9 protein-coding genes are annotated in these 12,862 nt (G+C 74.0%); 7 read left to right on the top strand and 2 right to left on the bottom strand.

Annotated elements, in window-relative coordinates:
* Window positions 1-260 precede the first annotated feature (260 nt).
* A complete protein-coding gene (locus IEZ01_RS33790; RefSeq protein ID WP_189205572.1) occupies window positions 261-1,148 on the bottom strand; it encodes a shikimate dehydrogenase in 888 nt (295 codons plus the stop codon).
* Entirely contained in the window at window positions 1,148-2,137 is a 990-nt protein-coding gene (locus tag IEZ01_RS33785; protein ID WP_189205570.1) for an NADPH:quinone reductase, read from the bottom strand. Before IEZ01_RS33785 ends, IEZ01_RS33790 begins: the two co-directional genes overlap by 1 nt.
* A gap of 101 nt (window positions 2,138-2,238) precedes the next feature.
* Between IEZ01_RS33785 and IEZ01_RS33780 the strand changes: the two genes are divergently transcribed.
* From IEZ01_RS33780 to IEZ01_RS33750, 7 genes are all read left to right on the top strand, one after another.
* The gene (locus tag IEZ01_RS33780; protein ID WP_229833347.1) at window positions 2,239-2,685 is read left to right on the top strand and encodes a GNAT family N-acetyltransferase; all 447 of its coding nucleotides are present in this window, start codon (window positions 2,239-2,241) and stop codon (window positions 2,683-2,685) included.
* 180 nt (window positions 2,686-2,865) lie between these two features.
* Window positions 2,866-4,455: a class I adenylate-forming enzyme family protein gene (locus tag IEZ01_RS33775; RefSeq protein ID WP_189205568.1), complete on the top strand. Its 1,590-nt coding sequence runs from the start codon at window positions 2,866-2,868 to the stop codon at window positions 4,453-4,455.
* A 121-nt stretch (window positions 4,456-4,576) separates the two neighbouring features.
* A complete protein-coding gene (locus IEZ01_RS33770) occupies window positions 4,577-6,568 on the top strand; it encodes an FAD/NAD(P)-binding protein (RefSeq protein WP_189205566.1) in 1,992 nt (663 codons plus the stop codon).
* Complete coding sequence (locus tag IEZ01_RS33765) at window positions 6,565-8,025, top strand: nitrosuccinate lyase (RefSeq protein ID WP_019886466.1); 1,461 nt, start codon at window positions 6,565-6,567, stop codon at window positions 8,023-8,025. The genes IEZ01_RS33770 and IEZ01_RS33765 overlap by 4 nt, the downstream gene beginning before the upstream one ends.
* The gene (locus IEZ01_RS33760) at window positions 8,022-9,386 is read left to right on the top strand and encodes a nitrate/nitrite transporter (RefSeq protein ID WP_189205564.1); all 1,365 of its coding nucleotides are present in this window, start codon (window positions 8,022-8,024) and stop codon (window positions 9,384-9,386) included. The genes IEZ01_RS33765 and IEZ01_RS33760 overlap by 4 nt, the downstream gene beginning before the upstream one ends.
* Complete coding sequence (locus IEZ01_RS33755) at window positions 9,379-11,472, top strand: molybdopterin oxidoreductase family protein (RefSeq protein WP_189205562.1); 2,094 nt, start codon at window positions 9,379-9,381, stop codon at window positions 11,470-11,472. Before IEZ01_RS33760 ends, IEZ01_RS33755 begins: the two co-directional genes overlap by 8 nt.
* Window positions 11,469-12,862, top strand: a 1,394-nt coding sequence (locus IEZ01_RS33750; RefSeq protein ID WP_229833346.1) for an FAD-dependent oxidoreductase, incomplete at its 3' end; no start/stop codon positions are given. The genes IEZ01_RS33755 and IEZ01_RS33750, both read left to right, overlap by 4 nt.

Here is a 12,862-nt window from a genome sequence, read left to right as displayed (position 1 = left end):
TTCGACGGCCGTCTCTCCGCAGCCCGTCAGTAACCCCAACCACCCTCGTTACACCGTTCGATTGACAGACCCGCGTCTCCCTCTTCGTCGGCGGCGTGACGCTGAATCCGCGCCACGCGGTGGGGTTCCTGGACAACAACCAGTGGGTTCTCGTGGCGACGGCCGACAGCAACGAAGCACCACGCGGCTTCCCCTGGGGCGACTACGTCAGCTGCGCGACCAACGATCCCGACGGAACGCAGTGGGTGGCCAGCGGTTACTCACTCCAGGGAGGCTTTGGCGGCAGGTTCGTCGAGCCCCAGTACGTCCGGTTCGCGGTAGGGCCGTGACGGGAAGGCGGCGGCGGTGTTCGCCGCGCGGGTCAGGGCCGTGCGCATCGCGGGGACCGGTACGTCGGGGTGGCCCGTCATCAGGGCGACCTGGCAGACGGCCTGGTGGAGGAGCATCGACAGGCCGCTGGCCACCCGGGCTCCGGCGGCCGCCGCCGCGTGGGCCGCGCGGGTCGGCCAGGGGGTGTAGACGACGTCGAAGAGGACGCCGGGGCCGAGCAGCGGGGCGTGGTCGTCGGCCGCGCCCGGGGGCAGGGTGGTGAGGACGAGTGGGGCGCCGGGGAGGTGGCGGGCGGCCTGGGTCAGGGGGGCCACCGTCGGGGTGACGCCCAGGCGGTCGGCCGTCGCGCGCAGGGCGGTCGTACGGGACGGGTCGCGGACGAGGACCGTGGGGCGGCGGGCGCCCAGTTCCGCCAGGGCGGCCAGCGCCGAGCAGGCGGTCGCGCCGCCGCCGAGGACGACGGCGGTGCTCGCGGTGGTGACACCGGCCTCGGCGAGGGCGGCCCGGATACCGTGGACGTCGGTGTTCTCGCCGTGGAGGCGGCCGTCCCTGCGGACGACCGTGTTCACCGCGCCGACGGCCGCCGCCCGGGGGGAGACGGTGTCGAGCAGCGGCAGCACGGCCCGCTTCAGCGGCATCGTGAGCGAGACGCCCGCCCAGGTGTCGTCCAAGCCGCCGAGGAACGCGGGGAGTTCGCGTTCCTCACAGTCGATCGCCGTGTACGTCCAGTCCGCCAGGCCCAGCGCCTCGTACGCCGCCGTGTGCAGGACGGGCGAGAGGGAGTGGGAGACCGGCGAGCCGAGCACCGCCGCGCGCATCAGGAGCGGGCCGTCCGCAGGACGACCCGCCGGCCGCGCAGTTCGCCCTTCTCCAGGCGCCGGTGGACGTCCGCCGCCTCGCTCAGCGGTAGCGGTTCGACCGCCTTGGGGCGGAGCTTCCCGGCCGCCAGGAGGCGGTTGATCGTCACCGACGCCTCGGCCAGTTCGGAGGCCGAGGCGTGCGAGATGGCGAAGCCGACGATCGAGCAGTCCTTCATGTAGAGCTGCCCGGCGGGCAGGACGGGCTGGGAGCGGGCTCCGGCGAGGATCACGATCCGGCCGCGCCGGGCGAGCAACTCCACGCTCTGGGCGAGGTCGTTGGTGCCGGAGCAGTCGAGGTGGGCGTCGACGCCGTCGGGGGCGGCGGCGCGGATGCGTTCGGTGAGGTCGGGGGCCTTGTAGTCGAAGGCCTCCGCGGCGCCCAGGGAGCGTACGTAGGCGGCGTCCGCCGCGCTCGCCGTGGCGAGGACCCGGGCGCCGGCCTCCACGGCGAGGGTGACCATCGCGCCGCCGACGTTGCCGCCCGCTCCGGCCACCACGATCGTCTCGCCGGGGCGTATCCGGCCGTGGGTGAACAGTCCCAGGTAGGCGGTGGCGGCCGGGTGGACGACGGCGACGGCGGCCTCCGGGTCGACGCCGGCAGGCAGCCGGTACAGCCGGTCGGCGGCGACGACCGCCTTCTCGGCGGCGGCACCCTGGCGGCCGCCGTGGCCGAGGCTGTTGCTCCAGACCAGGTCGCCGACGGCGAACCCGTCGGCCTGGGAGCCGGGGCCGGTGTCGGCGACCCGACCGACGAGATCCCGGCTGATCACGAAGGGGAACGGGGTGGGCGTACGGAAAAGCCCGGACCGTACGAAGGTGTCGACGGGATTGGCCGTCGCGGCCAGCACATCGACGAGAACGTCCGTGGGGCCTGGCCGGGGGTCGGCGACTTCTCCGTATTGAATGACGTCCGGTGATCCGAGCTCTTCGATGTAGGCAGCGCGCATGTGCCGGATTCTGACAGGGCACCCCATGTGTTTCCCGCCCGTAACGCATTGTGTGTCAACTCCGCATGGACGTGGGGTATTGGCCGCCTACGCTGAGGCGCATGGAATTGACAATGAGGGATCTGACTCCGGCCGACCCGGCCATGACCACGGATGTCGCACCGCTGATCAGGACTCTGCGACCGGATCTCGGCGCGGCGGAGTTCACCGAATTCGCCGTGGAGTCGCATGGCCAGGGGCTGGTGTTCACCGCCGTATACGACCCGGCCGGAGCGTGTGTGGGGGTCGCCACACACCGGGTCATGGCGACCAGCCGGGGCCGGATCCTCTTCGTGGACGACCTGGTCACGCCAGTGTCGGCGCGGTCCGCCGGGATAGGCGGCCGGATCATCGCGTCCTTGCGGGAACGGGGCAGGCGGGCCGGGTGCGTACGGATCGAGCTGGACACCGGCACCGCCAATCACGGCGCCCAGCGCTTCTACCACGCCCAGCGGATGCGGATCGGTGCGCTGCACTTCGCGCTGGACCTGACGAATCCGGGGGCGTGACGAGCCGGACTTGACGGACCCTGACGCCATTCGTTGACCCCCGCCGTCCGCTCTCAGCAGTATTCCCGCCAGGTGAATAACCGCCCTCCTATTCCGGCTCAGGAACGGCTCCCGCGACGTGACCACAAATTCCGTGGGAGCAGCCCACTTTGGCGTATCTACAGACGAGAGCTTGGGGACATGCTGCTGCAGCGCATAGCAAACCGTGGCATCCGGCTGGGCACACTGTTCGAGCGAGCGGCGTCCCGGCATCCGGCGAATGTGGTGATTCTCGATCACGATCTCGACATCGCGCCCCGGCTCGGCCGGCGGGCGACCGTCGCCGAGATCGCCGACCTCATCGACGACTTCGCGTCCCGGCTGTGGGCGGCGAAGGTCCGTCCCGGCGAGCGGGTCGTGATCTACAAGTCCGACGGCTTCGACATCACGCTCCTTGCGTGCGCCGCGGCCCGGATCGGGGCCGTGCCGGTGCTGCTGTCGCCGAAGCTGGACGGCGAGACGGCCGCCGAGCTGGTGCGGCGTACGGACCGGCCGTTCCTGCTCACGGACGCGGCGAAGCTGACGAACGAGCTCCCCGCGACCGTCTTCGACCGCGCGGAGAAGGTGCTGCTCGCCTCCGGTACGTACGAGGGGGCGGTCGAGCTGGCGGGGCTCGAAGGGGTGGACCGGGTGCCGGCGGTGACCATGCCGCCGGAGCATCCGACGCTGATCACGCACACGTCCGGTACGACGGGAACGCCCAAGCTGGCCGTGCACACCGGCCGGACGCTGGAGGCGCGGTACCGTCCGCAGGCGTCCGTGATCAAGCCGCTGATCCCACGCCGTGAGGCCATCGCGATGCATGTGTCGTTCGTGCACTCGCGGCTGTTCACCGCCCTCGCGATCTCGCTCCACCGCGGGTTCCCGGTCATCGTGCTCGCGGACTCCGACCCGAAGCAGGCCGCGGACCTCTTCACCCAGCTGCGGCCGGGGATCCTGGAGGCGCACCCCAACTCCTTCATGGAGTGGGAGGAGCTGGCCGACGACCCGCGGGCGCCGCTGGCCAACGTCAAGCTGTTCTCGTCGACGTTCGACGCGATCCATCCGCGGACCGTGCACCGGCTGCTGCGGGCCTCGCGCCGCAAGGCCCCGCTGTTCGGGCAGCTGTACGGGCAGAGCGAGGTCGGCCCCGCGGTCGTGCGCGCGTTCACCCGCCGCCGGCAGCTGGACGACGACGGGCGCTGTGTGGGCCGTCCCTTCCCGGGGATGACCGACGTACGGGTCGTCAGCCGGGACGGCAAGGAGCCGTCGCCGGAGAACCCCGGCTACATCGAGGTGCGCAGCGACGGCCGGATCGTCACCTACCTCGGCGAACAGGCCCGCTACGACCAGCAGGTCTCCGAGGGCGGCTGGTGGCGGATGGGCGATGTCGGCTACCGCACGAAGTGGGGCTGTGTGCATCTGCTCGACCGTGAGGTCGACCTGATCGAGGGCTTCGGCTCCACGCTCGCCGCCGAGGACACCCTCTTCGGGAAGCTGGACGAGCTGGCCGAGGTGATCATCATCCCCGGCGAGGACGGCTCGGCGGTTCCGGTCGTGTGCACCAAGGGCGACCGGCCGTTGGACAAGGCCGCCTGGCAGGCCGCGGCGGCGTCGCTGCCGCCCATGGCGGAGCCGGTGCAGTGGAAGCTCGGCGATCTGCCGCAGACCGCGACGACGAAGATCAAGCGGCTTGAGCTGGCCCGGCTGCTCGCGGCTGGCGCGCACTCCCCTGGTGGTCAGGGCGCGTAGCCCGTCCCGTACGGTGGCGGGCGCCCCCGGCGTCCGCCACCCCCGCCTGCCCGCGGCACCCGCGCGCCGTCACCGCGCAGCACCGCACGACCCACGAACGAACCTCAGATCGGAGACCCCCATGAAGAGCGGTCACGCGGAAGTCTGCATCGTCGGTGCCGGCCCCCGTGGGCTGTCCGTCCTGGAACGGCTCTGCGCCAACGAGCGGCACGCCCCGACGCGTACCTCGCTGACGGTGCACGTGGTCGACCCGGCCGCGCCGGGCGCGGGCGCCGTGTGGCGGACCGAGCAGTCCCGGCATCTGCTGATGAACACCGTGGCCTCGCAGGTCACGGTGTACACGGACGACAGCGCGCGGATCGAGGGACCGATCGAGCCCGGTCCGAGCCTGTACGAGTGGGCGCGTGAGCTGGCCGTCCTCGCCGACGCGGGGGCCTCCTCGGACGCCTACGACGCGGCGACGCTGGCCGAGGCGCGGCGGCTCGGCCCGGACTCGTACCCGACGCGGGCGTTCTACGGCCGCTATCTGCACGACAGCTTCCAGCGGGTGGTGGCGCGGGCGCCGCGCCACATCACCGTACGGGTGCACCGCACGCGGGCGGTCGCGATGGCCGACACGCACGGCGTGCCCGGCGGCCCACAGGGGGTGCGTCTGGAGGACGGCACCCGGCTCAACCGGCTGGACGGGGTGGTCCTCGCGCAGGGGCATGTGCCGGCGAAGCTGACGGCGCGCGAGGCGCGTACGGCGAGCCTCGCCCGGATCCACAACCTCACCTACGTCACACCGGGCAATCCGGCCGATCTCGACCTCGGCGGGATCGGGCCGGGCCAGCATGTGCTGCTGCGCGGACTCGGCCTGAACTTCTTCGACCACATGGCGCTGTTCACGGTCGGCCGGGGCGGTTCCTTCGAGGAGCGTGACGGGAAGCTGGTGTACCGGCCGTCGGGGCGTGAGCCGAGGCTGTTCGCGTCGTCGCGGCGCGGGGTGCCGTACCACGCGCGCGGCGAGAACCAGAAGGGCGCGTACGGGCGGTACCTGCCGCAGCTGCTGACGCCGGAGTTCATCGCGGACCTGCGGCGCCGGTCGGTCGACGGGGAGCGGGTCAACTTCAGCCAGGACCTGTGGCCGTTGATCTCCCGTGAGGTGGAGAGCGTCTACTACGGCACGCTGCTGGAGTCGCTGGGGCGTGGGGTGGAGCGCGAGGAGTTCACCGGCCGCTATCTGGGCCTGGACGACGAGTCCGGGCGGGCCGCGCTGATCGCCGAGTACGGGATTGCCGAGGCGGAGCGCTGGGACTGGGAGCAGCTTTCCCGGCCTTACGGCGAGCGGGAGTTCGCGAGCCGGGGCGAGTTCCGGACGTGGCTGCTCGCGCATCTGGCGCGGGACGTCGCCGAGGCGCGGGCCGGGAACGTCGACGGGCCGCTGAAGGCGGCGCTGGACGTGCTGCGCGATCTGCGCAACGAGGTGCGGCTCGCGGTGGACCACGGCGGCCTTGAGGGCAATTCGCACCGGGACGACCTGGAGGGCTGGTACACGCCGCTCAACGGCTTCCTGTCGATCGGTCCGCCGGCGTCCCGGATCGAGGAGATGATCGCGCTGATCGAGGCGGGCGTGCTGGAGGTCACGGGACCGGGGACGCAGATCCGTCTCGACGCGGCCGCCCCGTCGTTCGTGGCGGCGTCCAGCGCGGTGCCGGGGCCGCCGGTGCGGGCCTCGGTGCTCATCGAGGCGCGGCTGCCGGAGCCGGACCTGCGGCGCACCCAGGACCCGCTGATGCTGCACCTGCTCAACACCGACCAGGCGGCGCCGTACCGCATCCCCGGCTCCTGCGGCACGAGCTACGAGACCGGGGGCCTGGCGGTCACCGAGCGTCCGTACCGCGTGATCGACGGCCGGGGCCGGCCGCACCCGCGCCGCTTCGCGTACGGCGTCCCGACCGAGTCGGTCCACTGGGTGACGGCGGCGGGCATCCGGCCCGGCGTCGACTCGGTCACCCTCGGGGACTCCGACGCGATCGCCCGCGCCCTGTGCGCGCTGCCTCCGGCGGCGCACGTCCCGGCGGGTGTGCGGCCGGTGACGGACGACGTGGAGCTCTCGGGCGTGATCGTATGACGACGACGGACGAGACCCGGGTGTACGGCTCCGAGCCGCCGGGCGGTCCGGGTGGGAACACCGTCGGCCAGGACGCCGGGCTGCTCTCGCCCGTACGGGCCGGGACACCCGTCGAGGAGGCCGTCGGCGACACGGCGTGGCTCCAGGGAATGCTGGACGCCGAGGCCGCGCTCGTCCGGGCGCAGGCCCGGCTCGGGGCCGTCCCGGCGTCGGCGGCGCGGGCGATCACGGCCGCGGCGCGGGTCGAGCGGTTCGACGTACGGGAGTTGGCGCTGGCGGCGCGGGAGACCGCGAACCCCGTGGTGGGGCTGGTGCGGGCGCTGACCGGGGTGGTCGCCGGGGACGACCCGGCGGCGGCCGAGTACGTCCACCGGGGCTCGACCAGCCAGGACATCTTCGACACCGGGGCGATGCTGGTCGCGGACAGGGCGCTGCGGATCGTCCGCGGCGATCTGGCCCGTACGGCCGCCGCGCTGGCGGTGCTCGCCGCGCACCACCGGGACACGCCGGTCGCGGGGCGGACCCTGGCGCTGCACGCGGTGCCGACGACGTTCGGGCTGAAGGCGGCGGGCTGGCGGCAGCTGGTCCTCGACGCCGACGAGCGGCTCGGCCGGGTGCTTGCCGCGCTGCCGGTGTCGCTGGGCGGCGCGGCGGGCACGCTGGCCGGATATCTGGAGTACGCGCGGATCGACGGCCCGAGGGAGACGGCCGAGGATCCGGGCGGCTACCAGGAGCGGCTGGCGGAGGCGTTCGCCGCGGAGACGGGTCTTGGCCGGGCGGCGCTGCCCTGGCACGCCCTGCGGACCCCGATAGCCGATCTGGCGTCCGCGCTGGCCTTCACGGCCGGCGCCCTCGGCAAGATCGCCGTGGATGTGCAGTCGATGACGCGGACGGAGGTCGGGGAGGTCGCCGAGCCGTCCCGGGCGGGCCGGGGCAGTTCGTCGGCGATGCCGCACAAGCGCAATCCGGTCCTCGCCACCCTGATCCGCTCCGCCGCCCTCCAGGTGCCGGCCCTGTCCGGCGGGCTTGTGCAGTGCCTCGTCTCGGAGGACGAGCGCTCCGGCGGGGTGTGGCACGCCGAGTGGCAGCTGCTGCGGGAGTGCCTGCGGCTGACCGGCGGGGCGGCGTACACCGCCGCGGAGCTGGCCGAGGGGCTTGAGGTCCGGGCGGAGCGGATGCGGGAGAACCTCGCCCTGACGGGCAGCCGGATCGTCTCGGAGCGGGTGGCCGCGGTCCTCGCGCCCCGGCTCGGCAAGGCCGCCGCGAAGGAACTGCTGACGTGGGCGTCGGCGAGCGCCGACAAGAGTGGCCGGCCGCTGGGTGCCGTGCTCGCCGAGGCGCCCGAGCTGTACGGGCTGCTGGACGCCGCCGAACTGGCCCGGCTGTGCGATCCGGAGCAGTACACGGGCGCGGCGGGGCCGCTGGTGGACCGGGCCCTGCGGAGGACGGCGGGATGAGCCGCTGGATCGAGGACTGGGACCCGGAGGACACCCGCTTCTGGGAGGCGCGCGGCCGGAAGATCGCCCGGCGCAATCTCGCGCTGAGCATCCTCTCCGAGCACATCGGGTTCTCCGTGTGGAGCATGTGGTCGGTGCTCGTGCTGTTCATGTCGCCGGAGATCGGGCTGCCGTTCACGGCGGGTGAGAAGTTCCTGCTCGTGGTGGTGCCGACGCTGGTCGGCGCGGTGCTACGGCTGCCGTACTCGTCGGCGGTGGCCCGTTTCGGCGGCCGGAACTGGACGGTGTTCGCCACGACCGTGCTGCTCGTGCCGACCGCCGGGGCCGCGTACTTCGTGCAGCGGCCCGGCACACCGCTGTGGGTGTTCCTGCTGATCGGCGCCCTCGCGGGGGTCGGCGGCGGCAACTTCGCCTCGTCGATGACGAACATCACCGCGTTCTTCCCGCAGCGCCATCAGGGCTGGGCGCTCGGGCTCAACGCGGGCGGCGGCAACCTCGGCGTGGCCGTCGTGCAGCTGCTGGGCCTGCTGGTGATCGCGACGGCCGGTGACACGCATCCGTCGTACGTGGCGGGGATCTACCTGCCGCTGATCGTGGCGGCCGCGCTGCTGGCGGCGCTGCGGATGGACAACATCGCCGTCGTGCGCGACGGCGGGAGCGGAGCGCAGCGTGAGGCGCTGGGCAGCCGCCACACCTGGTGGATCTCGCTGCTGTACGTCGGCACGTTCGGGTCGTTCATCGGCTACGGCTTCGCCTTCGGGCTTGTGCTGCAGACGCAGTTCGGCTCAACACCGCTGGAGGCGGCGTCGTACACCTTCCTTGGTCCGCTGCTCGGCTCGCTGGCGCGCCCGGTGGGCGGGCGGGCGGCCGACCGGTGGGGCGGGGCGCGGGTGACGTGCTGGACGTTCGTGGCGATGGCGGCCGGGACGGGTGTGCTGCTGATCGCGTCGGCGCAGGGCTCGTTCGGGCTGTTCGTCGGCGGGTTCACGGTGCTGTTCGTGCTGACCGGGGTCGGCAACGGCTCCACGTACAAGATGATCCCGGCGGTCTTCGCCGACCAGGCCGGCCGGGCGGTGACCGGTGGCCGGGACGCGGCGGCGGCGTTCGCGCGGTCCCGCCGGCTGTCCGGGGCGGTGATCGGGATCGCCGGGGCGGTCGGCGCGCTGGGCGGCGTCGCGGTGAATCTGGTGTTCCGGGCGGCGTACGGCTCCGCCGGCGGCAGTGGCACCCCCGCCTTCGTCTGCTTCCTCGCCTTCTACGCCGTGTGCGTGGCGGTGACCTGGGCCGTGTACCTGCGCCCCGGCCGCCCGTCCGCGTCCGGCGGGCCGGTACCCGTACGACCAGGAGTCACCCGTGTCTGAGCAGTCGGCGCCTGCGGCGCCGCGTACCGTCCACACGCACTGCCCGTACTGCGCCCTGCAGTGCGGCACCCGGCTCACCCGGGCGCGGGACGGGGTGTCGGTGGAGCCGTCCGCGTTCGCCGTGAACCAGGGCGGGCTGTGCCAGAAGGGCTGGACGGCGCCGGAGGTCCTGGACGTACGGGACCGGCTGCGGCGCCCGCTGGTGCGGGGCGCGGACGGTGAACTGGCGCCCTCCGACTGGGACACCGCCCTGGACCTGGTCGCGGGGCGGCTGCGGGAGCTGCGCGACGAGCACGGCCCGGACGCGGTCGGTGTCTTCGGCGGGGGCGGCCTGACCAACGAGAAGGCGTACCTGCTGGGGAAGTTCGCGCGGGTGGCGCTGGGCACCAGCCGGATCGACTACAACGGCCGCTTCTGCATGTCGTCGGCGGCGGCCGCGGGCAACGCGGCCTTCGGGATCGACCGGGGGCTGCCGTTCCCGGTGACGGATCTGGGCCGGGCCGACGTGGTGCTGCTGGCGGGGGCGAACCCGGCCGAGACGATGCCGCCGCTGATGCGCCATCTCGACCGGGCGGAGCTGATCGTCGTCGATCCGCGCCGCACCCCGACCGCCGGGCGGGCGGCGCTGCATCTGCGGCCCGCACCCGGCACGGATCTGGCGCTCGCGCTGGGCCTGCTGCATCTGACGGTCGTGGAGGGCCATCTCGACCACGCCTATCTGCGGGACCGCACCACCGGTTTCGATCCGGCGTGGCAGCGGGCGGTGGCGTGGACGCCGGAGCGGACCGAGCGGGTGACCGGTGTGCCGGTGGCCGACCAGCGGGCGGCGGTCCGTCTCCTCGCCGGGGCGCGCCGGGCGTACGTCCTGACCGGGCGGGGCGCCGAGCAGCACAGCAAGGGCGCCGACACGGTCTCCGCGTTCATCAACCTGGCGCTGGCGCTCGGGCTGCCGGGCCGGAACGGCAGCGGATACGGCTGTCTGACCGGGCAGGGCAACGGCCAGGGCGGCCGTGAACTGGGCCAGAAGGCCGATCAGTTGCCCGGCTACCGCTCGATCACCGACCGGCGGGCGCGGGCGGAGGTCGCGGCGGTGTGGGGTGTTCCGGCGCGGAGCCTGCCGGGCCCCGGCCCCAGCGCGTACGAACTCCTCGACTCGCTCGGCACGGCCGACGGGCCGCGCGCCCTGCTGGTGTTCGGCTCCAATCCGGTGGTGTCGGCGCCGCGCGCCGGCCATGTCGCCGAGCGGCTCGCCGCGCTGGACCTGCTGGTGGTGGCCGACTTCGTGCCGTCGGAGACGGCACGGATGGCGGACGTGGTGCTGCCGGTGGCCCAGTGGGCCGAGGAGGAAGGGACGTTGACGAACCTGGAGGGGCGGGTGCTGCGGCGCCGGCCGCTGATGGATCCGCCGGCGGGGGTGCGGACCGATCTGGAGGTGCTGCGGGGCCTCGCGGTCCGGCTGGGCCAGCCGGCCGACCGCTTCCCCGACCGGCCGCGTGAGGTCTTCGAGGAGCTGCGCCGGGCGACCCGGGGCAGCCGCGCGGACTACTCCGGCATCAGCTACGCCCGCCTGGACGGGGGCGAGGCGCTGCACTGGCCGTGCCCGGACCGGGGCGGCATCGGCACCCCGCATCCCGGCACGCCCCGGCTCTTCCTCGACCGGTTCGCGCACCCCGACGGGCGGGCCCGCTTCCTCGCCGTCGACCACCGCGACGCCGCCGAACTCCCCTGCGCGGAGTATCCGCTGACGGCGACGACGGGCCGGGTCCTGGCCCACTACCAGTCCGGGGCGCAGACCCGGCGGGTGCCCAGTCTGACGAAGGCGGAGCCGGAGGCGTACGTGGAGATCCATCCGGACACGGCCCGCCGTGCCGGGCTCGCCGACGGCGCGCTGGCAGAGGTCACCTCGCGGCGCGGGTCGGTGGTGGCACGGGTGCGGCTGGTGAAGGGGCTGCGGGCGGACACGGTCTTCCTGCCGTTCCACTTCGCCGGGCGCGGCCGGGCGAACCTGCTGACGGGCGGTGCGCTCGATCCGCGCAGCGGGATGCCGGAGTTCAAGGTGAGCGCGGTACGGATCGGACCGGCATGAAGACGATTGTGGTGGGGGGCGGGCTCGCGGCGCACCGGTTCGTGGCCCGGCTCGCCGAGCTCGGGCTGCCCGGCCCTGTGACGGTCATGGGCGCCGAGCCGCACGGTGCGTACCAGCGCACGCTGCTCGGCTCGGTCCTCGACGGGACACTGCCCCCGCAGGCGCTGACGCTGCCCGGCCCGCCGGACGGCGTGCGGGTACGGACCGGCGTGACCGTCCACGCCGTGGACCGGGCGCGGCGGCTGGTGTACGCGACGACACCGGCGGGCCGGACGGTGAAGCGCTACGACACGCTGGTCCTGGCCACCGGCGCCCGCACGCCGTTCCCGGCGGGCGTGTGCGGCGGTGACGTGCGCGCGGTGCGGACCCTCGCCGACTGTGCGCGGCCGCTCGCCGCACGGGTCGTGGTGGTCGGGGGCGGCGTGCTGGGCGTGGAGACCGCGTCGGCCTTGCGGCGCCGGGGCCGGGCGGTGACGCTGGTACACGCGGGCCCGTATCCCCTGTCGGGCCGGGTGGACGAGGTGGCCGGCGCGCTGGTGGCGGGCTGGCTTGAGCGGCTCGGGGTCGAGCTGCGGCTCGGCACCCGCTGGGCGGGTCCGGCCGGTGCGGAGGAAACGATCCTGCTCTGTACCGGTGCGGTACCCGAGACGGCTCTCGCCCGGGCGGCGGGCCTGACGGTCCGTACGGGCGTCGTGGTGGACTCCCGGCTGCGGACGGACGATCCCCGGATCCACGCGATCGGCGCCTGCGCGGAACCCGAGGGCGGCGCGTCGGGGCTCCTCGACGACGTGCGGGCCCAGGCGGAGACCCTGGCGGCCGTGCTGACCGGCGGGAGCGGGCGCCTCGCGCCACCGCCGCCGCTCGTGCGGCCACGGACGCCGGGGCTCGAACTGGCGTGGCTGGGTGGACCGGAGGAGTCGGCCGAGGAGGCCGAGGAGGCCGAGGAGGCCGTCCCGCACGAGGTCGTCACGGAGGAGGTCGTCACGCTCTCCGATCCGGCCCGTGGCCGCTACGCCCGGCTGTCGCTGCGCGGGGAACGGGTCCGGGCCGGTGTGCTCGTCGGACTGCCGGAGGCCGTCGCCGCCGTCGCGCAGGCGTACGACCAGGACCGGCCGCTGCCCACCGACCGGCTCGCCCTGCTCCTCGGCGACAAGGGGCGGGCGGCGGAGACGGACCCCGCGGCATGGGGCGACGACGACGTCGTCTGCCACTGCAACACCGTGACGAAGCAGCAGGTCGCCGGCGCTGTCCGGGGCGGCGCGGACGGGGTGGGGCCGATCGCCGCGGCCACCCGCGCCACCACGGGCTGCGGCGGCTGCGCGGACGACATACGGGCGCTGTGCGCCGCGCTCCGGGAGACACCGTCGGACACACGCGCCACGGAGGTGGT

The sequence above is a fragment of the Streptomyces purpureus genome (assembly GCF_014648195.1).
In the GTDB taxonomy this organism is placed as follows: domain Bacteria; phylum Actinomycetota; class Actinomycetes; order Streptomycetales; family Streptomycetaceae; genus Streptomyces; species Streptomyces purpureus.
The sequence above is the reverse complement of the archived record's forward strand: the minus strand, read 5'-3'. Positions and strand labels throughout refer to the sequence as shown.